This is a genomic window from Enterobacter sp. 118C5 (genome assembly GCF_034107645.1).
GTDB lineage: Bacteria > Pseudomonadota > Gammaproteobacteria > Enterobacterales > Enterobacteriaceae > Enterobacter > Enterobacter nematophilus.
This window is the reverse complement of sequence record NZ_JAWNEU010000001.1, coordinates 534,052-559,728: the sequence shown is the minus strand read 5'-3', so window position 1 is coordinate 559,728 and position 25,677 is coordinate 534,052. Positions and strand designations below refer to the sequence as shown.

General features: G+C 56.3%; 20 protein-coding genes. 15 read left to right on the top strand and 5 right to left on the bottom strand.

Features of this window, described 5'->3' with window-relative positions:
* The first annotated feature begins 213 nt into the window (after nucleotides 1-213).
* From UTO39_RS02630 to adhP, 4 genes are all read left to right on the top strand, one after another.
* Nucleotides 214-906, top strand: coding sequence for a hypothetical protein (locus UTO39_RS02630; protein ID WP_320726382.1), 693 nt, complete (start codon nucleotides 214-216; stop codon nucleotides 904-906).
* Between the two features lie 235 nt (nucleotides 907-1,141).
* On the top strand, nucleotides 1,142-1,621 hold the full coding sequence (locus UTO39_RS02620) for a type VI secretion system tube protein TssD (protein ID WP_320726380.1): 480 nt from the start codon (nucleotides 1,142-1,144) through the stop codon (nucleotides 1,619-1,621).
* Nucleotides 1,622-1,984: 363 nt separating this feature from the next.
* On the top strand, nucleotides 1,985-3,697 hold the full coding sequence (locus UTO39_RS02615; RefSeq protein WP_320726379.1) for an ABC-F family ATP-binding cassette domain-containing protein: 1,713 nt from the start codon (nucleotides 1,985-1,987) through the stop codon (nucleotides 3,695-3,697).
* 195 nt (nucleotides 3,698-3,892) lie between these two features.
* Nucleotides 3,893-4,903, top strand: a complete 1,011-nt coding sequence (gene adhP, locus UTO39_RS02610) for an alcohol dehydrogenase AdhP (protein WP_061098144.1) — start codon at nucleotides 3,893-3,895, stop codon at nucleotides 4,901-4,903.
* A 40-nt stretch (nucleotides 4,904-4,943) separates the two neighbouring features.
* Here the strand turns inward: adhP and araJ are convergent, their stop codons facing one another.
* A complete protein-coding gene (gene araJ, locus UTO39_RS02605) occupies nucleotides 4,944-6,119 on the bottom strand; it encodes an MFS transporter AraJ (RefSeq protein WP_320726378.1) in 1,176 nt (391 codons plus the stop codon).
* 165 nt (nucleotides 6,120-6,284) lie between these two features.
* On the opposite strand from araJ, the gene ppk2 reads away from it, so the two are divergent.
* The 3 genes from ppk2 (at nucleotide 6,285) to UTO39_RS02590 (ending at nucleotide 7,713) form a co-directional block, all read left to right on the top strand.
* On the top strand, nucleotides 6,285-7,103 hold the full coding sequence (gene ppk2, locus UTO39_RS02600; protein WP_320726377.1) for a polyphosphate kinase 2: 819 nt from the start codon (nucleotides 6,285-6,287) through the stop codon (nucleotides 7,101-7,103).
* A 102-nt stretch (nucleotides 7,104-7,205) separates the two neighbouring features.
* Nucleotides 7,206-7,394 carry a hypothetical protein gene (locus tag UTO39_RS02595; RefSeq protein WP_151413696.1) on the top strand — a complete coding sequence of 63 codons (189 nt, stop codon included), beginning with the start codon at nucleotides 7,206-7,208 and terminating at the stop codon, nucleotides 7,392-7,394.
* Nucleotides 7,395-7,467: 73 nt separating this feature from the next.
* Nucleotides 7,468-7,713 (top strand): CcdB family protein, encoded by a 246-nt coding sequence (locus UTO39_RS02590; protein WP_407065093.1) that lies wholly within the window; start codon nucleotides 7,468-7,470, stop codon nucleotides 7,711-7,713.
* A gap of 82 nt (nucleotides 7,714-7,795) precedes the next feature.
* On the opposite strand, the gene fdnI is transcribed toward UTO39_RS02590, so the two are convergent.
* Genes fdnI through fdnG form a run of 3 tightly spaced genes read right to left on the bottom strand, consistent with a single transcriptional unit; the run spans nucleotide 7,796 to nucleotide 12,388 of the window.
* Nucleotides 7,796-8,452: a formate dehydrogenase-N subunit gamma gene (fdnI, locus tag UTO39_RS02585; protein ID WP_320726376.1), complete on the bottom strand. Its 657-nt coding sequence runs from the start codon at nucleotides 8,450-8,452 to the stop codon at nucleotides 7,796-7,798.
* Complete coding sequence (gene fdxH, locus UTO39_RS02580) at nucleotides 8,445-9,329, bottom strand: formate dehydrogenase subunit beta (RefSeq protein ID WP_061098131.1); 885 nt, start codon at nucleotides 9,327-9,329, stop codon at nucleotides 8,445-8,447. Before fdxH ends, fdnI begins: the two co-directional genes overlap by 8 nt.
* An 11-nt stretch (nucleotides 9,330-9,340) precedes the next feature.
* Entirely contained in the window at nucleotides 9,341-12,388 is a 3,048-nt protein-coding gene (gene fdnG, locus UTO39_RS02575) for a formate dehydrogenase-N subunit alpha (protein WP_320726375.1), read from the bottom strand.
* Nucleotides 12,389-12,609: 221 nt separating this feature from the next.
* On the opposite strand from fdnG, the gene yddG reads away from it, so the two are divergent.
* Nucleotides 12,610-13,488 carry an aromatic amino acid DMT transporter YddG gene (gene yddG / locus UTO39_RS02570; RefSeq protein ID WP_320726374.1) on the top strand — a complete coding sequence of 293 codons (879 nt, stop codon included), beginning with the start codon at nucleotides 12,610-12,612 and terminating at the stop codon, nucleotides 13,486-13,488.
* Between the two features lie 475 nt (nucleotides 13,489-13,963).
* Nucleotides 13,964-15,073, top strand: coding sequence for a porin OmpC (locus UTO39_RS02565; protein ID WP_061098128.1), 1,110 nt, complete (start codon nucleotides 13,964-13,966; stop codon nucleotides 15,071-15,073).
* 59 nt (nucleotides 15,074-15,132) lie between these two features.
* Here UTO39_RS02565 and UTO39_RS02560 read toward each other — a convergent pair whose 3' ends face one another.
* Nucleotides 15,133-16,620, bottom strand: coding sequence for an MFS transporter (locus UTO39_RS02560; protein WP_320726373.1), 1,488 nt, complete (start codon nucleotides 16,618-16,620; stop codon nucleotides 15,133-15,135).
* Between the two features lie 117 nt (nucleotides 16,621-16,737).
* Between UTO39_RS02560 and UTO39_RS02555 the strand changes: the two genes are divergently transcribed.
* The 6 genes from UTO39_RS02555 to narI all read left to right on the top strand — a co-directional run bounded on the left by UTO39_RS02555 (nucleotide 16,738) and on the right by narI (nucleotide 25,629).
* Nucleotides 16,738-17,313 (top strand): TetR family transcriptional regulator, encoded by a 576-nt coding sequence (locus tag UTO39_RS02555; RefSeq protein WP_320726372.1) that lies wholly within the window; start codon nucleotides 16,738-16,740, stop codon nucleotides 17,311-17,313.
* Nucleotides 17,314-17,522: 209 nt separating this feature from the next.
* On the top strand, nucleotides 17,523-18,908 hold the full coding sequence (locus UTO39_RS02550) for a NarK family nitrate/nitrite MFS transporter (RefSeq protein ID WP_320726371.1): 1,386 nt from the start codon (nucleotides 17,523-17,525) through the stop codon (nucleotides 18,906-18,908).
* A gap of 67 nt (nucleotides 18,909-18,975) precedes the next feature.
* Nucleotides 18,976-22,716 carry a nitrate reductase subunit alpha gene (locus tag UTO39_RS02545; protein ID WP_320726370.1) on the top strand — a complete coding sequence of 1,247 codons (3,741 nt, stop codon included), beginning with the start codon at nucleotides 18,976-18,978 and terminating at the stop codon, nucleotides 22,714-22,716.
* Nucleotides 22,713-24,257: a nitrate reductase subunit beta gene (gene narH / locus UTO39_RS02540; RefSeq protein ID WP_253542114.1), complete on the top strand. Its 1,545-nt coding sequence runs from the start codon at nucleotides 22,713-22,715 to the stop codon at nucleotides 24,255-24,257. The genes UTO39_RS02545 and narH overlap by 4 nt, the downstream gene beginning before the upstream one ends.
* On the top strand, nucleotides 24,257-24,952 hold the full coding sequence (narW, locus tag UTO39_RS02535) for a nitrate reductase molybdenum cofactor assembly chaperone (protein ID WP_320726369.1): 696 nt from the start codon (nucleotides 24,257-24,259) through the stop codon (nucleotides 24,950-24,952). Before narH ends, narW begins: the two co-directional genes overlap by 1 nt.
* Nucleotides 24,949-25,629: a respiratory nitrate reductase subunit gamma gene (gene narI / locus UTO39_RS02530; protein WP_061098122.1), complete on the top strand. Its 681-nt coding sequence runs from the start codon at nucleotides 24,949-24,951 to the stop codon at nucleotides 25,627-25,629. Before narW ends, narI begins: the two co-directional genes overlap by 4 nt.
* Nucleotides 25,630-25,677: the final 48 nt, after the last annotated feature.

The window sequence follows — 25,677 nt, the reverse complement described above, 5'->3', positions numbered from 1 at the left end:
TTTAAAAAACCAATACTTCCACAACAATTCATATCTCATTGAAATATAAAAATTCCGCATAACACTTTTTGCCTAATAAAAAATTTCTTTTAAGGATTTAGTAATGATCCGCATTACAAATAAAAGGCGTTTTGAAATGGCAATCCCGGTTTATTGTTGGGTTAAAGGTGATGGAGGTGCAGACAGCAATCGCGAGGGAAGCAAGGAGCAGTTATGTACTACAGCGATGAAGTGATACGTTATTTGCAGGCAAATAACATCCTTGCGTTAAAACTCGAGCACGCATTAACGGGTGTAGGAAAAGCCGTATCAAATCAGATTGAAACGATCGGCGCAGGTGCAACGCGCGCGCTGTATTATACGTCCTGCTTTACTGATGAATACCAGGATGTATGTCAGAAACAAAAGTCCGAAGATATTCGATTTGCTAAAGGTGTTTATCATCTTCTAGGGCATAGAGATGTTGTGTATGAAATGCTCAAAACCTATTTTGAAGAAGTATTCCGGCACAAAACCTTCGGTCAGCTAGAGCACATCAAACAATTGCTAATGGCAGTAAATATTCATATCGCCGCAAGTTCACTTACAAATGCCGGATTTGCTTTAGCAACAGCATCATTTGTAGCTGCAGGTATGAATCTAAGCCTTGAACTTAGTGCACTGGCTGGGCGAAGAGCGGGACAGGTTGTTGGGGGTATTGGCCTATACGGCGTAGTGCAGAAAGCAGCAGATAGTGCGCACCGTCTTCATATTACTTATCCAGCGTACTATTCGGCACTATACGCTCAAGAACTGGAAATGTTGTACTTCCTGATAGAGCCATTGTTTCAGCGGGCTGAGGCGTTTAAAGCACAATGGGTATCGGATGGTGAGATTGCAGATATTATAACCAGGATGGTTCAGTAATCATGATGCATCTTATTAAAAGGTTTTTCAGGCGGATATTCAGGTCATTGATATCGTTGTACGGCCCTTCGCTATTGACACTTTTTTTTGCAGTTGTCTTTTTCCAATTTTTCCCTGACGGGCCAATATGGCCTGTTCCTATATTCTTCATTTTTCTGATGTTTATTTTATCGCTATATGAAATTGTAAATCTCAAACGTTAGCTTTATCGTAAATTTGTCTATAAGGAAATAGTATGTCTACACCCGCACACTTATGGCTTGAAGATGAGAACGGCTCTCCGATAATAGGTAGCTGCATGATGCCACTTCGCCTGGGGTCTATCGAATTAAAATCATTCTCTCACGGTGTCACTATTCCGGTAGATCCAAGCTGGGGAAAACTGACAGGAACGCGAATCCACCGCCCTATCACGATAGTGAAGGAATTTGATCAAACAACACCACTTTTGTACCGCGCTGTCTGTGAAGGCCGAACCATGAAGAAAGCCATAATTAAAATGTACCGTATTCTGGAATCAGGTATTGAGGCCGAGTATTTCAATATCATTCTGGAAAACGTCAAGTTCACAACGGTTGCACCCTACCTGTCTCCTAACGGTATGAGTAGCACACACCTTGAAACGCTCGAATTACGTTATGAAGCGATTACCTGGAAGTATACGGAGGGTAATATTATCTATCGTGATTCATGGAACGATCGTTGTTGCGCATGATGACGAAGGAGGCAAAGGATGCTTCGCCTCCCCTAACCCTAACAAAGAGAAAAAATAGACAATTTAACTGCAGAGCAGCCACTAGTAGCGAAGGTAGGCTTATGCTTAAAAACGTTATATAGTGATAGATACCTACAAACTCAAAACATATAAGGAGGCCAATTATGCTGTACTGTGAAATTTTCAATGTTTCACATACATTTGGTGATCGCACCAGCTCAAGCGTTATCGGTATCGTGCTGCGATAACTTCTGCTTGAGCGAAGACACCAACCCCTGAAATCCCTTCTCTCGGGCTTACTGAGTTATCGTCAGCGATGTTTGACGAGGCATAAACATGCCTGTAACTCTTGGGTAAGCAACAATGAGCACTTTACTTACTGCACAATCTTTACGCGTTGATACGGCGTTTGGCACGCTCTTCGACTCCCTCTCCTTTACGCTGAAAAAAGGCGACCGCATTGGCCTGCTGGGCGACAACGGCTGCGGCAAAAGTACGCTTTTAAAGGTGCTGGACGGAACAGATATCCCTGCCGCCGGAACGGTCGCGCTTGCCGGGCACTGCCTGATGGCGCGCGTGGAGCAACATCTCCCGGACGCCATTTTCCCGCTGACCATGCTGGATGCCGTACTCGCGCAGCTGCCTTTAGCTGAGCACGACAGCCTGCGCTGGAAAGCCGAAGCGCTGCTGGCCAGCATGGGCTTTACGCCGCAGGATATGACGCTGCAATCCGCTACCCTGAGCGGCGGACAGCACACCCGCCTGCTGCTGGCGCGGGCGTTGATTCACGAGCCGGATCTGCTCCTGCTGGATGAACCCAGCAACCACCTCGATTTGCCGACCATGCTCTGGCTGGAACACTTTTTACAGAACTGGTCAGGCAGCTTCGTGCTGGTTTCGCACGACAGACAGCTGCTGGATGCCGTCACAAACGGCAGCTGGATCCTGCGCGATAAGACGCTGCACTACTTTGCCCTTCCCTGCACGGCCGCCCGCAGGGCGCTTGCCGCAAAAGATGAAAGCGATGCGCAGCGCCACAAGGCGGAGCAAAAGGAGATCGACCGCGTAACCGCCAGCGCGAAGCGGCTGGCGACCTGGGGCAAGGTTTATGACAACGAAGACCTGGCCCGCAAGGCCAAACAGATGGAAAAACAGGTCGAACGGCTGAAGGAGAGCCAGACGGAAGTAACGGCGGGCAGCCAGTGGACGTTAACCCTGCGCGGTGACGCGCTGCGGGCAGACCGTCTGCTGGAAATGGAAAACCTCGGCGTACCGCCAGCGCCGGGGCTGCCGGACCTGTTTGGCATCGACGTTGCGCGGCTCAAAAGCGGCGATCGCGTGGCGATTGTCGGGCGTAACGGCTGCGGTAAATCGTCGCTGATGAAGCTTATCTGGCGCGGCTTTACCGGGGAACTGGCAAACGCGGGTCTGAAGCTGCACCCGCGCGTGTCGGCAGGCTATTACGACCAGACGCTTCATCAGCTTGCGGACAACGCCACGCTGCTCGACGCGCTGGAGCCGTTTGCACCCGATCCGCAGCACAGGAAGATGGCACTCATCAGCGCCGGCTTCCCGTGGGCGCGCCACGGGCAAAAAGTCAGTACGCTCAGCGGCGGCGAGCGCTCTCGCCTGCTGTTCGTCGGGCTGACGCTTGCCCGCTATAGCCTGCTGATGCTGGATGAACCCACCAACCACCTCGACATGGAGGGCAAAGAGGCGCTGGCGGAAACGCTGCAGCAGTTCGAAGGCGGCGTGCTGCTGGTCAGCCACGATCGCCAGTTAATCAGCCAAAGCTGTAACCGCTTCTGGCTGATTGAGGACGGCAGGCTGAGCGAGTGGCACGATGCTGAAGCGGTGTTTGAGCGGCTGCGTGAAAGCGCGGGGCTCGGGACATCCGCCGCACCGGTGATTTCATCTGCGACGGTTCAACCCTCGCCGCACGACGATCTGCTGGAGCGGCTGATCGCGCTGGAAACGCTGCTGGAAGAAGACCTGGCGCGTAAGCCGAAGCATCAAAAGCCGCAGCTGCAGGCGCAATGGCGTAAAGAGATTGAGGAGATAGAAGCACTGCTGTAACGCTGCGCCCGGCGAGCCTCTCGCCGGGCCAGTATTTTCCCCCTAAATTATTAGAGGAACGCCCTGTTCTTAATCTGAAATCGGATTAAATGATGACATTATGTTGCTGCAGCCTTGCATTACCAGGCTAATGTATTAATCCTTAAGAGGTATTACCCTGCTATGCAGATTCTTATCATGAACAAGGAGATACACATGAAGGCTGCTGTTGTTACTCAGGATCATCAGGTTAACGTCACCGAAAAAACCTTACGCTCCCTTAAGCATGGGGAAGCCCTGCTGAAGATGGAGTGCTGTGGCGTTTGCCATACCGACCTTCACGTGAAGAACGGGGATTTTGGCGATAAAACGGGGGTGATCCTCGGCCATGAAGGGATTGGCATCGTAAAAGAGGTCGGCCCTGGCGTGACGTCGCTGAAGGTCGGCGACCGCGCGAGCGTGGCGTGGTTTTTTGAAGGCTGTGGCCACTGCGAATACTGTAACACCGGCAATGAAACCCTGTGCCGCGATGTGAAAAATGCCGGTTACTCCGTAGATGGCGGCATGGCGGAAGAGTGCATCGTCACCGCGGATTACGCGGTAAAAGTGCCGGACGGTCTGGATTCGGCAGCGGCCAGCAGCATCACCTGCGCCGGCGTCACCACCTACAAAGCGGTGAAGGTGTCGGGTATCAAACCAGGCCAGTGGATCGCGATTTACGGCCTGGGCGGGCTGGGCAACCTCGCGCTGCAGTATGCTAAAAACGTCTTTAACGCCAAAGTCATCGCCCTTGACGTTAATGACGAACAGCTGAAGCTGGCGGCCAGCATGGGCGCGGATTTAACCATCAACTCCCGCAGCGAAGACGCCGCTAAAATTGTGCAGGAAAAAACCGGCGGCGCGCATGCTGCGGTGGTCACTGCCGTCGCGAAAGCGGCCTTCAACTCGGCGGTGGATGCGGTTCGTGCCGGTGGCCGCGTGGTTGCGGTTGGGCTGCCGCCGGAAGCGATGAGCCTCGACATTCCGCGTCTGGTGCTGGACGGCATTCAGGTGGTGGGTTCGCTGGTCGGCACCCGTCAGGATCTGCAGGAAGCCTTCCAGTTTGCCGCTGAAGGCAAGGTGGTGCCGAAAGTTACGATGCGTCCGCTTGAGGATATCAACGCCATCTTCAAAGAGATGGAACAGGGCCAGATCCGCGGCCGTATGGTGATCGACTTACGTTCATAATCTCTTGCCCTTTATCACCGCTCCCTCCCGGGAGCGGTTTTCATACTGGCGCACGGGCCTTAAGCTGCGTCTGTCTCGCCCGCAGATACCCGTAAATAAGCAGCGCGCTCATGGCCGAGAAGGAAAGTATTGCCGCTGGCAGCGTGACGTAACGCCAGCTAAAGCCCAGGGTAATCATCATCCCGCCGAAGTACGCGCCAATCGCGCTGCCGAGATTAAACGCCATCTGCCCTCCTGCCGCCCCCAGCATCTCACCGCCCTTCGCATTTTGCAGAAGCAGGATTTGCAGCGGCGCAGAGAGCGCAAACAGCCCGGCACAGCAGATAAAGCCCATGACCAGCGAGGCCGTTTTCAGTTCACCAAAGGCAAAAAGCAGCAGCAGCGAGGCGACAATCACCATGTCGGTAGCCGCCGCAATGCTCAGCGGGCTAAACCGGCCAGAAAGCTTACCGCTCAGCAGATTGCCCAACACCATGCCCAGCCCCATCAGCATCATGATGACCGTCATCACACCTTCCGAAAAACCGGAGACGTTGACCATAAAGGGCTTAACGAAGCTAAACCACGCGAACACGCCGGCGTTGCCAAACATGGTGGCGGCAAAAATCAGCCAGGGTTCCGGTTTCTTCAGGAAGTGGAACTGCTCGGTCAATTTAATTTCTGATTTGTCGTGGATGTCCGGCACCCAAAGCAGAACCGAGAGGATCACCAGCGCGTCGAACACGGCAATCAGGAAAAAGGTATAGCGCCAGCTAAACTCGTGCCCCAGCCAGGTCCCCAGCGGCACGCCCACCAGGTTGGCTACGGTCATACCGGCGATCATCCCGGCCACCGCGACCGTCACCTTCCCCGGTGGCGCAATCTTGGAGAGGATTATCGCCCCGACGCCAAAAATGGCCCCGTGCGGAAAACCGGAAATCAGCCGCCCCAGCGCCAGCCAGAAATACGACGTAGAAAACGTAAACAGGGCATTTCCAACCGCGCACATCGCCACCAGAAACAGCAGCGTGGTTTTTAAGGAGAACTTGCCTGAAAACAGCGCCACAATCGGGGCGCCTATCACTACGCCGAACGCATAAAAGGAGATCATATTCCCGGCGGAGGGAATCGAAATGCCGGTGTCATGCGCCAGCTCGGTTAGCACGCCCATAATGCCAAATTCAGCCATGCCCAGGCCAAACGTGCCAAGCGCCAGCGAAAAAATTGTTTTTTTCATACCGCAACCACAGGTTAAAACTCGCGACGGGCATTATTGAACAATCTTGTATGGTGAGCCAGTTCAAATCAGCCGGCTGACACATTAATCCATTAATTCAGGTGGATTACACTTCATAGTGCGGTCTCGCTTTTTCCCGCGCCGGACAACCTGAGGATGACAATTATGGGAAGCAAAAAGAAAACCCGTGTCGCTGTTGATGTCGAAAAAAATGCGCCGTTGAAGACCAAAGAGTACGAACAAGAGCTGCGCCGCCTGCACGTTGAACTGGTTAAGCTCCAGCAGTGGGTCGTCGCCAAGGGATTAAAGGTGTGTATCGTATTTGAAGGACGCGACGGTGCCGGTAAAGGCGGCACCATCAAAGCGATTACCGAGCGCGTCAGCCCGCGCGTCTTTCGCGTCGTCGCGCTTCCCGCGCCTACCGATAAAGAGAAAAGCCAGCTCTACTTCCAGCGTTACGTGCCGCATCTGCCCTCTGCGGGCGAAATCGTCATCTTCGACCGCAGCTGGTATAACCGCGCGGGCGTCGAGCGCGTGATGGGATTCTGTACCGAAGAACAGGTGGAGAAATTTTTGGACGGCACGCCGGTCATGGAAAAAGCGATGGTCGATGCCGGCATTATCCTGTTGAAATACTGGCTGGAGGTGACGCCGAAAGAGCAGGAGCGCCGCCTGCGCGACCGCATCAACGACGGGCGCAAAATCTGGAAGCTGTCGCCCATGGACATTAAATCCTTTAACCTGTGGGACGAGTATACCCTCGCCCGCGACGCCATGTTTGAAGCGACAGATACCGCCTGGGCACCGTGGTTTGTGGCCCGTTCAGAAGATAAAAAGCGCGTGCGCCTGAATATTATTTCGCACCTGCTGACGCAAATCCCCTATAAAGAAATTCATGTTGATAAGGTAGATTTACCGAAACGTAAAATCGGCAAAGTGAAGCCCACCAAATACCCGTTCCGGTATGTGGAAGAGCGGTTCTGATATTACTGGAAGGCGGCTCGCAGAACGTAGATTACCAGGGGAAACGGTATTGTTTTTTGTTGGCTGCGGTTGATAATGGCCGCACCAACAAAGGAGAAAATAATGAAACATACCGCAAGAATAAAACAAGGCCAGGACATCACGTCGCGTAAACCCTTGTATCATGTAGAGCAACACTCGGTTAACCGCCGTCAGCCATCAGAAGCGGATCGTTCATTCATTCAGTCAATGAATGAACTTGTCGAAAAGCATGGAACCATTACTGATGATGAGTTTTTCAGGGTGCTTTAATGCTGAGACAATTTAATGTTTACCGTAATACATCTGCAGCTACCCGGGACAAGCTTCCCTACTATATGACTATATGCTCATTCAGGAAGATTGTTATGACGATCTTGCCACGCGCGTAATTGTGCCGCTCGCAAGAAATAATAAGTTACCGTTATGGCAGAGCCATCTGGCTCCGGGGGTAAATATCGACTTTGAAACATTTCTGATTTATTCACCCATGATAACTCACCTTAACAACAACAAAATTAACCCTAAAACTTTGTTTGTAATTTACGCAATACACGCCATGATGTTATTGCAGCAATCGATCGCTTATTGACTAACACATGACGCCGGCTGGTCAGGCATTTGTCCTGCCTGAGCAAGCGCAGCGCCGCCGGACAAAGCCGACGGCGCAGGCCTTACTTGATCCCTTCCGTACCTTCCTGTTTCGCTTCCAGCCGTTCCACGTCACGATACCAGCGCGGGTGGTGTTTCTGCGCCCAGCGGCGGCTCACCTTCCCTTCAATCATGCCTTTAATCGACCCTTTTACCCAGAACGCCATATACATATGGATCAGGATAGCGTGGATCAGAATAATGGCCGACGTCGCGTGAATAAGCAGCGCGTAGCGAATCACCTGGATCGGGAAATAGTGCGCGAAATACGGACGCCAGATAATCACGCCGGTCACCAGCAGCACAAAAATCATGCTCATGATGGTCCAAAACATCATCTTCTGCCCGGCGTTATATTTGCCCACCTTCGCGACTTTATGCTCGTTACCTTTGAGGACTTCGACTATCCCTTTCACCCACGGAATGTCCTGCTTGTCCGGGATGTTGTGGTGCACGAAGCGCACGAACATAAACATCAGCACCACGAAAATCAGCACGCCGAAGAACGGGTGCAGAATGCGCCCCATCTGCGGCGTGCCGAAGGTTTCGGTCAGCCACTGCAGCGTCGGGAAGAAGAACGAGATGCCGGATACCGCCACCAGGAAGAAGCAGATCACCACCGTCCAGTGACAGGCGCGGTCGACAAACTTCGTGCGCACGATCGTTTTCGATTTACTCATGATGCTCCTCCTCGTCCTCATCCACCTCTTTGTTAGGGCCGATACCGATGTAGTGATAAATCAGCCCCGCAAAGGTGGCGATAAAGCCCGCCGCAGAAAGCGGTTTAAGCGCCCCTTTCCACAGGTTGATGGAGGTATCGATCGCCGGATCCTTCGGCAGGTTGTGATACAGCTCAGGCTGGTCGTTATGGTGCAGCACGTACATCACGTGCGTCCCGCCCACGCCCTGCGGGTTGTAAATGCCCGCCCTGTCGTAGCCGCGCGCTTTCAGCTTGTTCACGCGCTCTTGCGCCACGTCGAGCATCTCTTTTTTGGTGCCGAAGTGGATAGCGCCGGTTGGACAGGTCTTGACGCAGGCAGGCTCCTGCCCGACGCTGACGCGGTCCACGCACAGGGTGCATTTATATACCCGGTTATCCTCTTTATTGAGGCGCGGGACATTAAACGGGCAGCCCGCGATGCAGTACCCGCAGCCGATGCAGTTGTCCTGCTGAAAGTCGACGATCCCGTTGGCGTACTGAATAATCGCGCCCGCTGACGGGCACGCCTTCAGGCAGCCCGGATCTTCACAGTGCATGCAGCCGTCCTTGCGGATCAGCCACTCCAGCCTGCCGTTCTGGTCGGTTTCGCTAAAGCGCATCACCGTCCAGGATTTGGCGCTCAGATCGGCCGGATTGTCGTAGACCCCAACGCAGTGCCCCACCTCGTCGCGGATATCGTTCCACTCCGAGCAGGCCACCTGGCAGGCCTTACAGCCCACGCAGGAGGAGACGTCGATAAGCTTGGCGACCTCTGCCTTATAGTCCCGCGCGCGGGGCGCGGGGGTGATCGGGTTGGTCGCGGAGCGTTTAATAATGTCTTGTGTTTCCATCGCCATTTAATCGCTCCTTACGCTTTCTCGATGTTGACCAGAAACGCTTTGTACTCCGGCGTTTGCGAGTTGGAATCGCCAACGTTTGGCGTCAGGGTGTTGGCGATGTAGCCCTTCTGCGCCACGCCCTCAAAGCCCCAGTGCAGCGGGATGCCGACGGTTTCCACCTGCTGGCCGTGCACGTTCAGACTTTGCAAGCGGCGGGTCACTACCGCCACCGCGCGAATAAAGCCGCGCTTGCTGCTCACCTTCACGCGGTCGCCGTTGGCAATGCCCTTCGCCTTCGCCAGCGTTTCGCTTATCTCCACAAACTGTTCCGGCTGCGCGATGGCGTTAAGCCGCGCGTGCTTGGTCCAGGTATGGAAATGCTCGGTCAGGCGGTAGGTCGTCCCCACGTACGGGAATTTGTCCTTTTTGCCTAAGCGCAGCACGTCTTCTTCGTAAACTCGCACCACAGGGCTTGAGACCACGTTCGGGTGCAGCGGGTTGGTGCCGAGCGGCGTTTCCATCGGCTCGTAGTGTTCCGGGAACGGCCCTTCCGCCAGCTTGTTGAGGGCAAACAGGCGCCCCAGCCCTTCCGGCTGCATGATGAATGGCCCGGTGCTGCTGCCCGGCGCGGCGGTGTTGTAGTCCGGGATGTCGTTCCCCGTCCACTTCGTCCCGTTCCACTGGATCAGCATCCGTTTCGGATCCCACGGCTTGCCGTTCACGTCGGCGGACGCGCGGTTGTACAGCACGCGGCGGTTCAGCGGCCACGCCCATGCCCAGCCCAGCGTGTTGCCCAGGCCTGACGGGTCAGCGTTATCGCGGTTCGCCATCTGGTTCCCCTGCTCCGTCCAGCTGCCGGTGTAGATCCAGCAGGACGATGCCGTGGTACCGTCGTCACGCAGCAGCGCGAAGCTGTTCAGCAGTTGGCCTTTCTTCGCCACCAGGTTGCCGCTGGCGTCGTAGAGATCCGCCAGCGCCACGCCGTTGTTCTCTTTCGCGACTTCCTCAGACTCAGGACGATCCGGCTGCTTGTAGTGCCAGCTCATCTTCAGCAGCGGCTCGGCGCCCTTGCCGCCTTCGGTGCGGTACATTTCGCGCAGGCGATGGTAAATGCCGGCCAGGATTTCGCCGTCGTTACGCGCTTCGCCCGGCGCGTCCTGCCCTTTCCAGTGCCACTGCAGCCAGCGGCCGGAGTTGGCAATAGAGCCGTCCTCTTCCGCAAAGCAGGTGGACGGCAGGCGGAACACTTCGGTCTGAATCGACGCCGGATCGACATCGTTGGATTCCCCGTGGTTCTGCCAGAAGGTGGACGTTTCGGTCACCAGCGGATCGATAACCACCATGTACTTCAGCTTGCTCAGGCTGCGAACGACTTTGTTCTTGTCCGGGAAGGAGGCCACCGGGTTGAAGCCCTGGCAGATATACCCCGTAACGTTGCCCTTATCCATCATGTTGAAATACTTGATGACGTCGTAAGCCTGGTCCCACTTCGGCAGCCACTCAAAGCCCCAGTCGTTCTCCTTCTGCGCCGCGTCGCCGTAAAAGGATTTCATCAGGCTGACGTAGAACTTCGGATAGTTGCTCCAGTAGTTCACTTGGTCCGGCAGCGTCGCTTTTGGCGTATTGGCCTCAAGATACGCTTGCAGACTGGCCTGCTTTTCCGACGGCAGCGTCAGGTAGCCCGGCAGGCTGGTGGAGAGCAGACCGAGATCGGTTAAGCCCTGAATGTTGGAGTGACCGCGCAGGGCGTTCACGCCGCCGCCGGCCATACCCATGTTGCCGAGCAGCAGCTGGATCATCGCCATGGTGCGGATGTTCTGCGCGCCCACGGTGTGCTGCGTCCAGCCCAGCGCATACAGGAACGTCGTGGTTCTGTCTGCGGCGCTGGTGGAGGCCAGCACCTCGCACACCTTCAGGAAGTCCGCTTTCGGCGTACCGCAGATGTTCTCCACCACGTCCGGCGTGTAGCGGGAAACGTGCTGCTTCAGCAGGTTCCACACGCAGCGCGGATGCGTCAGGGTTTCATCCCGCATCGCATAGCCGTTTTCGTCGAACTGATAGTTCCACGAGGACTTGTCGTACTGGCGTTTTTCGGCGTCATAGCCGCTGAACAGCCCGTCATCGAAGGCAAAATCATCCCGCACCAGCAGATTCGCGTTGGTGTAATGCTTAACGTAGTCCGCGTTAATTTTATTGTTTTCGATCAGGTACAGCAGGACGCCGGAGAGGAACGTAATGTCCGTACCGGAGCGGATCGGCGCATAGATATCGGCCACCGATGCCGTACGCGTAAAGCGCGGATCGACGACGATAAGCGTCGCATCGTTGTTGTTTTTCGCTTCCATCGCCCAGCGGAACCCCACCGGATGGGCTTCAGCGGCATTACCGCCCATCACCACCACGACGTTAGCGTTTTTGATATCAACCCAGTGGTTGGTCATCGCACCGCGACCAAATGTTGGAGCAAGACTTGCTACCGTTGGTCCGTGTCAGACGCGCGCCTGGTTGTCTACCGCCAGCATGCCGAGAGAGCGCACAAATTTTTGCGTCAGCATGCCGGTTTCATTGCTTGCCGCAGATGCGCACAGCATCCCGGTAGAAAGCCAGCGGTTGACCGTCACGCCCTGCTCGTTCTTTTCAATAAAGTTGGCGTCACGGTCGGCTTTCATCAGTTTTGCAATGCGGGAGAACGCCTCATCCCAGGAGAGTCGCTGCCATTTGTCGGAGCCCGGCGCGCGGTATTCCGGGTAGCGGAGGCGGTTTTCGCTGTGGACATAGTCCAGTAGCCCCGCCCCTTTCGGGCACAGTGCCCCACGGCTCACCGGATGATCCGGATCCCCTTCAATATGGTAAATCGCTTCTCTGGCGTTCTTTGCGCCATCGCCCAGGCTATACATCAATAGCCCACAACCCACGGAGCAGTATGTGCAGGTGTTACGGATCTCTTTCGCACGCAGCAGCTTATAGTTGCGTGCCTGAGCCAGCGCCATTTTGGGAGCAAATCCCAGCATTGCGGCTGTGGTTCCGGCCATACCGCCCGCGCAGATTTTGAAAAATTGTCTGCGGCTGACGTCCATTGTTGTCCTCGTTATCTGATAAGACTTCGCGCCGCAAACTAACATTAAAAGCCCTGTTTTTTTTGCGTCAAATCAAGGACGGCTGACGTCGCCCCCTTAATAGTCACCGCTGCCGCGTTTGAATAATCCTTTAGGGTTAAACACTTGAGAGAATAATTCGCGGCAGGGCCAGAATTAATGCTATACATTTTCCCTTTGATTTTATTAGCGATGAAAACGTAATGGACAGAAAGAGAGCAACGCTCACGGGGCTGGCGGCGATACTGCTATGGAGCACGATGGTGGGCCTGATTCGCAGCGTAAGCGAGGGGCTGGGGCCCGTCGGCGGCGCGGCGATGATTTACACCCTCAGCGGGTTATTGTGCCTGGTGACGGTAGGATTTCCTGATATTAAACGTTTTTCACCCGGATATCTTATTGCAGGCAGCGTACTGTTTGTCAGTTACGAAATTTGTCTGGCGCTGTCGTTAGGCTATGCCGCCACGCGAGCGCAGGCGATTGAAGTCGGCATGGTAAATTATCTCTGGCCGAGCCTGACTATCGTCTTTGCTATTTTATTCAACGGGCAGAAATCCACGCTGTGGGTCATTCCCGGTTTAGCTATCGCTCTGCTCGGCGTGTGTTGGGTATTAGGCGGTGAGCAAGGGTTACATATTGATGAAATAACCCGCAATATTGTCTCGAACCCGCTCAGCTATGCGCTAGCTTTTGCCGGGGCATTTATCTGGGCCGCCTACTGCACCGTAACCGCCAAATTTGCCAAAGGGCAAAACGGTATTACCCTCTTTGTTTTGCTCACTGCGCTGAGCCTGTGGGTGAAATATGCCGTTAGCGATCAGCCAGAAATGGTGTTCAGCTTTCCGGTTATCGTGAAGCTCGTTATGTGCGGCATTGCGCTTGGGTTTGGCTATGCGGCATGGAATATTGGCATTCTGCACGGTAACGTCACGGTGCTGGCTGCCGTGTCCTATTTTACTCCCGTACTCTCTGCCGCGCTTGCAGCCGTGCTGCTAAGCTCACCCCTCTCTTTTTCGTTCTGGCAAGGCGCGCTGATGGTCTGCGCCGGGTCATTGCTCTGCTGGTACGCTACACGAAAATAGGGTTCAGATTTATGCCGGGTTCGATTAAACCCGGCAGAAAAATTAACATAAATTTAATATGTGATCACACCATAATATATTTATCAGAACATTAGTGCGCTTGTTGATGTTCTGTTTATATTAGATTCCTTCGTCAATCCCCACGACGTCAAATTGACATAACCTGACACCGTAGGGTAACTATTTATCTGCGAATATTACCGCCATTAATAACCCGAAATGCAATAATACCCGCCATCATGCCTGCCAGAAATTAAACGCATTCTGATTAAAAAAACGCCACCTGATTTTATTCAGCCGTCATTAACCCGATCTCGATCACACTAAATGAAATTATTACTCATATTTTGAAACTTATTATTGAAAGGCAGCGACAAGATTTTTAAAAATAGCACGCCGTTGACGAACAGCCTCGTTTAGAAATCGTTCTCGACGGTTCAGGAAATACTGAAAAAAATTATAAGGAATATTTAAGATGAAACTTAAATTAGTTGCAGTGGCAGTCACTTCCATGTTGGCAGCAGGCGTTGTAAACGCAGCTGAGATTTATAACAAAGACGGTAACAAGCTGGATCTGTACGGTAAAGTAACAGGTCTGCACTATTTCTCTGACGACGCTGGCGCGGACGGTGATAAAACCTACATGCGTATCGGCTTCAAGGGTGAAACCCAGGTTAACGACCAGCTGTCCGGCTACGGCCAGTGGGAATACCAGATTCAGGGTAACAAAGACGAAGGCGACAACCAGTCCTGGACCCGTGTGGCCTTCGCAGGTCTGAAGTTCGCTGAAGCAGGCTCATTCGATTACGGTCGTAACTACGGCGTGATCTACGACGTGACCTCCTGGACCGACGTTCTGCCAGAATTCGGCGGCGACACCTACGGTGCCGACAACTTCCTGCAGTCTCGTGCAAACGGCGTGGCAACTTACCGTAACCAGGACTTCTTTGGTCTGGTTGACGGCCTGAACTTTGCCCTGCAGTACCAGGGTAAAAACGGCAGCGTAAGCGGTGAAAACACCAACGGCCGCAGCCTGCTGAACCAGAACGGCGACGGCTACGGCGCGTCCCTGACTTACGATCTGGGTGAAGGCTTCAGCGTCGGGGGTGCAATGTCCTCCTCCAAACGTACCGCTGACCAGAATGCGGCTGGCGTATACGGTGAAGGCGACCGCGCAGAAGTGTACAGCGGCGGCGTGAAGTACGACGCGAACAATATCTACCTTGCCGCGCAGTACTCTCAGACCTACAACGCGACCCGCTTCGGTACCTCTAACGGCAACCGCAGCGACATTTACGGTTTCGCAAACAAGGCGCAAAACTTCGAAGTTGTGGCTCAGTACCAGTTTGACTTTGGCCTGCGTCCATCCATCGCTTACCTGCAGTCCAAAGGTAAAGACATCGAGAACTTCGGCGACCAGGATCTGGTTAAATACATCGATGTTGGCACGACCTACTATTTTAACAAAAACATGTCCACCTACGTGGATTACAAAATCAACCTGCTCGACGACAACCAGTTCACTCGCCAGGCAGGTATCGGTACCGACAACATCGTTGCGCTGGGTCTGACCTACCAGTTCTAAGATTTGTCAGTAAAAAAGCCAGCTGAATAAGCTGGCTTTTTTTTGGCTTCTGCCCATGTTTACCGCGAATTGACCTTCGCCAGGCTAAACCAAATCCCGACGGCCAACAGCAGCAACATCCCTCCTGCGCTCCCCAGCGCCACGCTGTGTGAAGTAATGAACGCCGCTTTCGCCGCTTCAATTACAGAGTCCCCCAATGCTGGCGTCAGCTCCTGCGCCACCTTCATCGCCTCGCCAATGGATGACGACGCGCTATCGACGAGCGTTGCGTTCAGCCCCTGCGGCAGCTCAATCGACGCCGAGAAGCTGCGGGTGAGCAGCAGGCCGAAAATAGCAATCCCTAGCCCCGCGCCCAGCTCGTAGGACATGGTTTCAATGGCCCCTGCGGCGGCCGCTTTCTCTTTTGGCGCCGCGGCCATAATGGCTGAAGTCGAGGCCAGCAGCGCGCTTGCGGCGCTAAAGCCCAGCAGAACCATCAGGCTCCACGCCTGCCACTGCTGCGTGCTGAAATCAAGCATCGACAGGCCGATGAAGCTAACCGCGCTGAGCCCCATCCCCCCGGCCGCGACAATGCGCAGCCCCAGACGGCCCACCAGCACACCGGCAATCGGCCCGCTTAACCCGCTTGCCACCATCACCGGGAGCATAAACATGCCCGCCTCGAACGGCGTAAAGCCGTGGACAAACTGCAGCTCCTGCGCCATCAGCAGCTCAAAGCCCACCAGGGCGATCATCGCCGTCATCGCCATGACCACGCCGCTTAAAATAATGCGGTGACAGAACAGGCGCATGTCGATCATCGGCACGCGGGCGCGCAGCTGGATGCGCACAAAAATAAACAGCATCACGGCCCCCGTGAGCAAGGTACACGCTACCAGCCACGGCGACAGAACGCCTTTTAACGCGGTTTTGGCGCTGTAGACCAGCAGCAAAATCGCCACAATCAGCATGACCGCATGGCTGATATTTAACGGCTGCTCAGGACGCCCTTCCTGCTGCGGAACAAAGCGCGCGGCAAGGGTAACGACGATAAGCACGATCGGCACGTTGATCAAAAATACCGAGCCCCAGTAGAAGTGCTCCAGCAGCATACCGCCAATCAGCGGGCCAAACGCCGCCCCGCCGGAACCCACTGCCGCCCAGACGCCGAGCGCGATGTTGCGATCTTTCGCGTCGGTAAACAGCGTGCGGATCCCCGCAAGCGTAGCCGGAATAATCATTGCCGCACCGATCGCCAGCGAGGCGCGCGCCGCTATCAGCCACCCTGCCGACGGGGCAAACGCGGCCGCCAGGGACGACAGGCCAAACAGCGTGCTGCCGATCATCAGCAAGCGTTTAAAGCCAATGCGGTCACCCAGCGCGCCCATCGGCAGCACCATCCCCGCCATCACCAGCGAGTAAATATCGATGATCCACAGCAATTCATTGCCGCTGGCGCCCAGCGTCATGCTCAATGTCGGCGCCGCCACGTGCAGCACCGTCGCGTCAATCGCCACCGGGATGTACACCAGCACGATAATCACTAACGCTAACCACTGACGAAACATAAATTTCCTTTTCATTTTAAACATGGACACATGTCCAGAATCCGATCCTACGTAAAGTTGAACGTCTGTCCAGCTTTTTGTTACACTCGTTTCGGTCTTATTGAGAGTAGAGAAAAAATGCGCTATTTGAGCAAGGACGAGAGACGGGAAGCGATCTTACAGGCCGCGATGCGCGTGGCGCTGGCCGAGGGGCTTGCAGCCATGACGGTACGGCGCATTGCCGCAGAAGCGGGCGTCGCGACCGGACAGGTTCACCACCACTTTGCCTCCGGCGGCGAGTTAAAATCGCTGGCGTTTGTGCGCGTAATCCGCGAGCTGCTGGATGCCGACGTGGTGGGGGAAAACGCCAGCTGGCGGGAACGGCTGCACAGCATGCTCGGCAGCGACGACGGTGGGTTTGAACCTTACATTCGCCTGTGGCGGGAAGCCCAAATTCTCGCCAGCCGGGATCCCGAGGTCAAAGCGGCTTATGTCCTGACCATGGAGATGTGGCATCAGGAAACCGTGGCGATTATCCGTGCCGGGGCTGATGCCAGCGCGTTCACGCTTACCGATCGGGCGGAAAATATCGCCTGGCGTTTAATAGGTCTGGTTTGCGGCCTGGATGGGATCGCCGTATTAAATATGCCTGAAATGGACGATGCGGCGTTTAATAAGCATCTCGATAAACTTATCACCCTGGAATTGTTTTAATACTCCTTCTGGAGTATTAATTTTCAGGAGAGTTACAATTCGTAACACATTAAGCGAACCCTTATTTTCATTCTAATCTCGGGGGTTCGCTTTTTTATCTATCCTTTCAGATGTATCCCAAAGCATCCAAAAAAACCAATAACACTTCCATAGTCATCTTTTTGTTTTTACTTCATTTTTCTCTCCATCATGGTAAGCAAGAGGGCGATATGTCGCAACAAAGTGAAAAGAATAATCCCCATCTGTTGAGTAACTGGAAACCTGAAAACGCGCAATTTTGGGAGAACAAAGGAAAACATATCGCACGAAGAAACCTATGGATTTCGGTAGCTTGCCTGCTATTAGCGTTTTGCGTGTGGATGTTATTTAGCGCCGTTGCGGTCAACCTGAATAAAGTCGGATTTAATTTCACCACCGATCGGCTTTTTATGCTAACGGCATTACCTTCTCTCTCCGGCGCGATATTGCGCGTCCCCTACTCGTTTATGGTGCCAATATTTGGCGGACGTTACTGGACGGTATTGAGCACCGTTATCCTGATTATTCCCTGCGTCTGGCTGGGGATAGCCGTTCAGGACACCGCGACACCTTACTGGGTCTTTATCGTGATTGCCCTGCTCTGCGGTTTTGCCGGGGCCAACTTTGCCTCCAGCATGGGTAACATCAGCTTCTTCTTTCCGAAAGCCAGACAGGGCAGCGCGCTGGGCATCAACGGCGGGCTGGGAAACCTGGGCGTCAGCGTGATGCAGCTGGTTGCGCCGCTGGTCATCTTCCTGCCAATGTTTACCTTCCTCGGCGTGCACGGCGTACCGCAGGAGGACGGCTCGACGATGTGGCTGGCCAATGCGGCCTGGATCTGGGCGCCGCTGCTGCTGCTGGCAACCCTTGCGGCGTTTTTTGGCATGAACGATATCGCCAGTTCAAAGGCCTCCATCGCCAGCCAGCTGCCGGTGCTGAAGCGCTTACACCTCTGGCTGCTGAGCCTGCTTTATCTCGCTACCTTCGGCTCGTTTATCGGCTTCTCGGCGGGCTTTGCCATGCTGTCGAAAACCCAGTTCCCGGACGTGAACATTCTGCACCTCGCCTTCTTTGGCCCCCTGATCGGCGCGCTGGCGCGTTCGGCGGGCGGGATGATCTCTGACAGGCTGGGCGGCGTGCGCGTCACGCTGATTAACTTCGTCTTTATGGCCCTCTTCAGCGCCCTGATCTTCCTGACCCTGCCCGGCTCTGGCTCCGGCAGCTTTGTCGCCTTCTACCTGGTCTTTATGGGCCTGTTCCTCACCGCCGGGCTGGGCAGCGGTTCGACCTTCCAGATGATCGCGATTATCTTCCGCCAGATCACCCTCGACCGCGTCAAAAAGCAGGGCGGCACGGACGAGCAGGCGCAGCATGAAGCGGTGACGGAAACCGCCGCCGCGCTGGGCTTTATCTCCGCCATCGGTGCCGTTGGCGGGTTCTTCATTCCTAAAGCCTTTGGCACCTCGCTGGCGATGACCGGGTCGCCGGTCGGGGCCATGAAGGTCTTCCTCGTGTTTTACATCGTCTGCGTGCTTGTTACCTGGCTGGTGTATGGCCGCAAATCCGCACAAAAATAAAAATTATATCTTCGCCGGAGCGTGATGCACCACCCTCCGGCCATGCTATCGAAGCAGGAGAAATGTCATGAGCAAACTGCTGGACCGCTTCCGTTACTTCAAAACAAAAGGCGACAGTTTCGCCGATGGGCACGGGCAGGTGTACCACACCAACCGCGACTGGGAGGACAGCTACCGCCAGCGCTGGCAGTTCGACAAGATTGTGCGATCCACCCACGGGGTAAACTGTACCGGCTCCTGTAGCTGGAAGATTTACGTTAAGAACGGCCTGGTGACCTGGGAAACCCAGCAGACCGACTACCCCCGCACCCGTCCTGACCTGCCTAACCACGAACCGCGCGGCTGCCCGCGTGGCGCAAGCTACTCCTGGTATCTCTACAGCGCCAACCGTCTTAAATACCCGCTGGTGCGCCGCAGGCTGATTGAGCTCTGGCGCGAGGCGCTGGTGCAGCATACCGATCCGGTGCTGGCCTGGGATGCCATCCAACACGATCCGCAAAAGGCCCAGAGCTACAGAAAGGCGCGGGGTAAAGGCGGGTTTATCCGCTCGAACTGGAAAGAGCTAAACCAGCTGATTGCCGCCGCTAACGTCTGGACCATCAAAAACTACGGCCCGGACCGAGTGGCCGGTTTTTCGCCTATTCCGGCGATGTCGATGGTCTCCTACGCCGCCGGTACGCGCTATCTCTCCCTGCTGGGCGGCACCTGCCTGAGCTTCTACGACTGGTACTGCGACCTGCCGCCCGCGTCGCCGATGACCTGGGGCGAGCAGACCGACGTGCCGGAATCCGCCGACTGGTACAACTCCAGCTACATCATCGCCTGGGGCTCGAACGTGCCGCAGACCCGCACCCCGGACGCCCACTTCTTCACCGAGGTGCGCTACAAGGGGACCAAAACCGTCGCCATCACGCCGGACTTCTCGGAGGTGGCGAAGCTCAGCGATCAGTGGCTGGCCCCGAAACAGGGCACCGACAGCGCCCTCGCCATGGCGATGGGCCACGTGATCCTCAAAGAGTTCCACCTCGATAACCCGAGCGATTACTTCCTGAACTACTGCCGCCGCTACACCGACATGCCGATGCTCGTGCTGCTGGACGAGCAGGCAGACGGTCGCGTGGTGCCGGGGCGGATGCTGCGCGCCTCGGACCTCGTCGACGGTCTGGGAGAAGCCAATAACCCAGAGTGGAAAACCGTCGCCTTCGATATTGCCGGGGATCTGGTGGTGCCAAACGGCTCCATCGGCTTCCGCTGGGGGGAAAAAGGCAAATGGAACCTGGAGCCTCAGGCTGCGGGCCATGAAACAGAACTCACTCTCTCCCTGTTGATTACGCACGATAGCGTGGCGGACGTCGCCTTCCCCTACTTTGGCGGCAATGAAAACCCGCACTTCCGCAGCGTGAAGCAGGAGCCGGTGCTGACGCGCCGCGTGCCGAGCAAAACCCTGACGCTCGCCGACGGCAGCCAGAAACGGGTGGTCAGCGTTTACGATCTGGTGCTGGCTAACTACGGTCTCGATCGCGGCCTGGAAGACAGTAACGCTGCAGACAGCTATGACCAGATCAAAGCCTACACGCCCGCCTGGGGCGAGCAGATCACCGGCGTGCCCGCGTACCTGATTGAAAAAATTGCCCGCGAGTTCGCCGACACGGCGCACAAAACGCACGGTCGCTCGATGATCATCCTCGGTGCCGGGGTGAACCACTGGTACCACATGGACATGAACTACCGCGGAATGATCAACATGCTGGTCTTCTGCGGCTGCGTCGGGCAGAGCGGCGGCGGGTGGTCCCACTATGTCGGCCAGGAGAAGCTGCGCCCGCAAACCGGCTGGCTGCCGCTGGCCTTCGCGCTGGACTGGAACCGCCCGCCGCGCCAGATGAACAGCACCTCCTTCTTCTACAACCACGCCAGCCAGTGGCGCTACGAGAAGCTGACCGCGCAGGAGCTGCTCTCCCCGCTGGCGGATGCGTCGAAATTCACCGGACACCTGATCGACTTTAACGTCCGCGCCGAGCGCATGGGCTGGCTGCCGTCGGCCCCGCAGCTCAACCTTAACCCGCTGCACGTGAAGGCGCGCGCTGACGCGGCGGGCATGACGCCGCAGGAGTACACCGTTCAGGCGTTAAAATCCGGCGATATCCGCTTCGCCTGCGAGCAGCCGGACAACGGTAAAAACCACCCGCGCAACCTGTTCGTCTGGCGCTCAAACCTGCTCGGCTCGTCCGGGAAAGGCCACGAGTACATGCTGAAATACCTGCTCGGCACCGAGAGCGGCATTCAGGGTGAAGACTTAGGCTCAACGGACGACGTGAAGCCTGAGGAGGTGGAATGGCAAACCGCCGCCATCGAGGGCAAGCTGGACCTGCTGGTGACGCTCGATTTCCGCATGTCCAGCACCTGCCTGTTCTCCGATATCGTCCTGCCAACCGCCACCTGGTATGAAAAAGACGACATGAATACTTCGGACATGCACCCGTTTATTCATCCGCTTTCCGCCGCCGTCGATCCGGCGTGGGAATCGCGCAGCGACTGGGAGATCTACAAAGGCATCGCCAAAGTTTTCTCCGAGGTGTGCGTTGGCCATCTGGGCACCGAAACCGACGTGGTGCTGCAGCCGCTACAGCACGACTCCCCGGCGGAGCTGTCGCAGCCGTTTGATATTCAGGACTGGCGCAAGGGCGAATGCGATCTGATCCTCGGTAAAACCGCGCCGAACATTGCGGTCGTCGAGCGTAACTACCCGGAAACCTACGAACGCTTCACCTCTCTCGGTCCGCTAATGGACAAGCTCGGCAACGGCGGGAAAGGCATATCGTGGAACACCCAGAACGAGGTCGATTTCCTCGGCAAGCTCAACTACGTCAAGCTCGACGGCCCGGCGAAAGGCCGCCCGCGCATTGAAACCGCCATTGACGCCTCGGAGGTGATCCTCGCCCTCGCCCCGGAAACCAACGGTCAGGTGGCGGTGAAGGCCTGGGAAGCGCTCGGCGAACTGACAGGGCGCGACCACACCCATCTGGCGCTGAACAAGGAGGACGAAAAGATCCGCTTCCGCGACATTCAGGCGCAACCGCGCAAAATCATCTCCAGCCCGACCTGGTCCGGCCTTGAGAGCGAGCACGTCTCCTATAACGCGGGCTATACCAACGTCCACGAGCTGATCCCGTGGCGCACCCTTTCGGGCCGCCAGCAGCTGTATCAGGATCATCCGTGGATGCGCGCCTTCGGGGAGAGCCTGGTGGCCTATCGTCCACCGATTGACACCCGCAGCGTCACCCATATGCGCGAGATCCCGCCCAACGGCTTCCCGGAGAAAGCGCTCAACTTCCTGACGCCGCACCAGAAATGGGGCATCCACTCTACCTACAGCGAAAACCTGCTGATGCAGACCCTGTCGCGCGGCGGCCCCATCGTCTGGATCAGCGAAACCGACGCGCGCGAGCTGGGCATTGAGGACAACGACTGGATCGAAGCCTTCAACGCCAACGGCGCCCTCACCGCCCGCGCGGTGGTCAGCCAGCGCGTGCCGCCGGGCATGACCATGATGTACCACGCCCAGGAGCGCATCCTGAACATTCCGGGCTCGGAAGTGACCGGACGGCGCGGCGGGATCCACAACTCGGTCACCCGCGTCTGCCCGAAACCGACCCACATGATCGGCGGGTACGCGCAGCTGGCGTACAGCTTTAACTATTACGGCACCGTTGGCTCCAACCGCGACGAGTTCATCATGATCCGCAAAATGAAAAACATTAACTGGCTGGACGGCGAAGGTCGGGATCAGGTACAGGAGGCGAAAAAATGAAAATACGCTCACAGGTTGGCATGGTTCTGAATCTCGATAAATGCATTGGCTGCCACACCTGCTCGGTCACCTGCAAGAACGTCTGGACCGGGCGTGAAGGGATGGAATATGCGTGGTTTAACAACGTTGAGACCAAACCGGGGATCGGCTACCCGAAAAACTGGGAAGATCAGGAGGAGTGGCAAGGGGGCTGGATCCGAGGCATACACGGCAAGCTGACGCCGCGCCTCGGCGGCAAAATGGGCGTGCTGTCGAAGATTTTCGCCAACCCCGTCCTGCCGCAGATTGACGATTATTACGAGCCCTTCACCTTTGACTATCAGGATCTGCACCGCGCGCCGGCGGGGGATCACCTCCCTACTGCCCGCCCGCGCTCGCTGATTGACGGCAAGCGGATGGACAAGATCGTCTGGGGCCCCAACTGGGAGGAGCTGCTGGGCGGCGAGTTTGAAAAACGCGCCCGCGACCGCAACTTCCAGAAGATCCAGAAGGAGATGTACGGCCAGTTCGAAAACACCTTCATGATGTACCTGCCGCGCCTGTGCGAACACTGTCTGAACCCGAGCTGCGTTGCCACCTGCCCGAGCGGCGCGATATACAAGCGCGAAGAGGACGGCATTGTGCTGATCGACCAGGACAAGTGCCGCGGCTGGCGCCTGTGCATCAGCGGCTGCCCGTACAAGAAAATTTACTTCAACTGGAAGAGCGGCAAGTCAGAAAAATGCATCTTCTGCTACCCGCGCATTGAGTCCGGCCAGCCGACCGTCTGCTCTGAAACCTGCGTCGGGCGCATCCGCTATCTCGGCGTGCTGCTGTATGACGCGGACCGCATCGAGGAGGCCGCCAGCACCGAGCATGAAACCGATCTATACGAGCGCCAGTGCGACGTGTTCCTCAACCCGAACGATCCGGCGGTCATTGAGGAAGCCCTGAAACAGGGCATTCCGCAGAACGTGATTGACGCCGCCCAGCGTTCGCCGGTCTACAAAATGGCGATGGACTGGAAGCTCGCCCTGCCGCTGCACCCGGAATACCGCACCCTGCCGATGGTCTGGTACGTGCCGCCGCTGTCGCCAATTCAGTCCTACGCTGACGCCGGCGGCCTGCCGCAGAGCGACGGCGTTCTGCCGGCGGTTGAGAGCCTGCGCATTCCGGTGCAGTACCTGGCAAACATGCTCAGCGCCGGCGACACCGGCCCGGTGCTGCGCGCCCTGAAGCGCATGATGGCGATGCGTCACTATAAACGCTCCCAGACCGTGGAAGGCGTGACCGACACCCGCGCCATTGAGGAAGTCGGCCTGACCGAAGCGCAGGTTGAGGAGATGTACCGCTATCTCGCCATCGCGAACTACGAAGACCGCTTCGTGATCCCCACCAGCCACCGTGAAATGGCGCGCGACGCCTTCCCGGAGAAAAACGGCTGCGGCTTCACCTTTGGCGACGGCTGCCACGGCTCCGACACCAAGTTCAACCTCTTCAACAGCAGCCGCATCGACGCGATCAACATTACCGAGGTGCGCGAACACGGGGAGGGAGAGTAATGCAGATCCTTAAAATCATCGCGCTACTGATTGAGTACCCCGATGAGCTGCTGTGGGAAAACCGCGATGAGGCGCTTTCCCTGGTTGAGCAGGACACGCCCATGCTGCTGCCGTTTGCGCAGCAGCACCTGAGCGCCCCGCTGCTGGATAAACAGGCCGAATGGTGCGAAGTGTTTGAGCGCGGGCGCGCGACCTCGCTGCTGCTGTTCGAGCACGTTCACGCCGAGTCTCGCGATCGCGGCCAGGCGATGGTCGACCTGATGGGCCAGTATGAGAAAGCCGGTCTGTCGCTGGACTGCCGCGAGCTGCCGGACTATCTGCCGCTCTATCTGGAATACCTCAGCCTCGTGACCGATGAAGAGGCGCGCGAAGGGTTGCAAAACGTCGCGCCGATCCTGGCCCTGATTGGCGGCCGCCTGAAGCAGCGCGGCGTGGCGCATTATCAGCTGTTTGATGCCCTGCTGACGATGGCCGGTACGCGGCTGTCCAGCGACAGCGTGGCGAAACAGGTGTCCGGTGAGAAACGGGATGACACCCGTCAGGCGCTGGACGCCGTGTGGGAAGAGGAACAGGTGAAGTTTATCGAAGACAACGCCACATCGTGCGACAGCTCGCCGATGCAGCAATATCAACGACGCTTTAGCCAGGACGTCGCGCCGCAGTACGTGGACGTCAGCGCCGGAGGCCCAAAATGATCCATTACCTGAACGTGTTTTTCTATGATATTTACCCCTACATCTGCGCCACCGTGTTTTTCCTCGGCAGCTGGCTGCGCTACGACTACGGGCAGTACACCTGGCGCGCCTCGTCGAGCCAGATGCTCAGCAAGCGCGGGATGAACTGGGCCTCTAACCTGTTTCATATCGGGATTCTGGGGATCTTCTTCGGGCACCTGTTCGGCATGTTAACCCCGCACTGGATGTACGCCTGGTTTTTACCCGTCGCGGTTAAGCAGCAGCTGGCCATGATTGCGGGCGGGATTTGCGGCGTGCTGACGCTGATTGGCGGGTCGATGCTGCTTTACCGCCGCCTCTTCAACCAGCGGGTGCGCGCTACCTCCACCACGCCGGATATTATCATCATGAGTATCCTGCTTATCCAGTGCATTCTGGGGCTGTCGACCATTCCTTTCTCCGCTCAGTACCCTGACGGAAGCGAGATGATGAAGCTGGTCGGCTGGGCGCAGGGGATCGTGACGTTCAAGGGCGGCTCGTCGGAGATGCTGAGCGGCGTTGCGCCTATCTTCCGCGTTCATCTGGTGCTGGGGATGACGATCTTCCTCATCTTCCCGTTCACCCGTCTGGTACACGTGTGGAGCGCGCCGTTTGAGTATTTCACGCGTCGGTATCAGGTGGTGAGATCGCGCCGTTGATTGAAGCCGTCAGATGTGTCGTCTCATAATGGCCCAAAAGTATCGTTA

Bases quoted from the DNA above. Each gene is read 5' to 3' on its own strand.
- UTO39_RS02615 (WP_320726379.1), top strand. From the start codon at position 1,985: ATGAGCACTTTACTTACTGCACAATCTTTACGCGTTGATACGGCGTTT.
- UTO39_RS02620 (WP_320726380.1), top strand. From the start codon at position 1,142: ATGTCTACACCCGCACACTTATGGCTTGAAGATGAGAACGGCTCTCCG.
- UTO39_RS02595 (WP_151413696.1), top strand. From the start codon at position 7,206: ATGAAACATACCGCAAGAATAAAACAAGGCCAGGACATCACGTCGCGT.
- yddG (WP_320726374.1), top strand. From the start codon at position 12,610: ATGGACAGAAAGAGAGCAACGCTCACGGGGCTGGCGGCGATACTGCTA.
- narI (WP_061098122.1), top strand. From the start codon at position 24,949: ATGATCCATTACCTGAACGTGTTTTTCTATGATATTTACCCCTACATC.
- UTO39_RS02555 (WP_320726372.1), top strand. From the start codon at position 16,738: ATGCGCTATTTGAGCAAGGACGAGAGACGGGAAGCGATCTTACAGGCC.
- narH (WP_253542114.1), top strand. From the start codon at position 22,713: ATGAAAATACGCTCACAGGTTGGCATGGTTCTGAATCTCGATAAATGC.
- UTO39_RS02590 (WP_407065093.1), top strand. From the start codon at position 7,468: ATGCTCATTCAGGAAGATTGTTATGACGATCTTGCCACGCGCGTAATT.
- UTO39_RS02565 (WP_061098128.1), top strand. From the start codon at position 13,964: ATGAAACTTAAATTAGTTGCAGTGGCAGTCACTTCCATGTTGGCAGCA.
- adhP (WP_061098144.1), top strand. From the start codon at position 3,893: ATGAAGGCTGCTGTTGTTACTCAGGATCATCAGGTTAACGTCACCGAA.
- UTO39_RS02560 (WP_320726373.1), bottom strand. From the start codon at position 16,620: ATGTTTCGTCAGTGGTTAGCGTTAGTGATTATCGTGCTGGTGTACATC.
- araJ (WP_320726378.1), bottom strand. From the start codon at position 6,119: ATGAAAAAAACAATTTTTTCGCTGGCGCTTGGCACGTTTGGCCTGGGC.
- fdxH (WP_061098131.1), bottom strand. From the start codon at position 9,329: ATGGCGATGGAAACACAAGACATTATTAAACGCTCCGCGACCAACCCG.
- narW (WP_320726369.1), top strand. From the start codon at position 24,257: ATGCAGATCCTTAAAATCATCGCGCTACTGATTGAGTACCCCGATGAG.
- fdnI (WP_320726376.1), bottom strand. From the start codon at position 8,452: ATGAGTAAATCGAAAACGATCGTGCGCACGAAGTTTGTCGACCGCGCC.
- UTO39_RS02550 (WP_320726371.1), top strand. From the start codon at position 17,523: ATGTCGCAACAAAGTGAAAAGAATAATCCCCATCTGTTGAGTAACTGG.
- UTO39_RS02630 (WP_320726382.1), top strand. From the start codon at position 214: ATGTACTACAGCGATGAAGTGATACGTTATTTGCAGGCAAATAACATC.
- UTO39_RS02545 (WP_320726370.1), top strand. From the start codon at position 18,976: ATGAGCAAACTGCTGGACCGCTTCCGTTACTTCAAAACAAAAGGCGAC.
- ppk2 (WP_320726377.1), top strand. From the start codon at position 6,285: ATGGGAAGCAAAAAGAAAACCCGTGTCGCTGTTGATGTCGAAAAAAAT.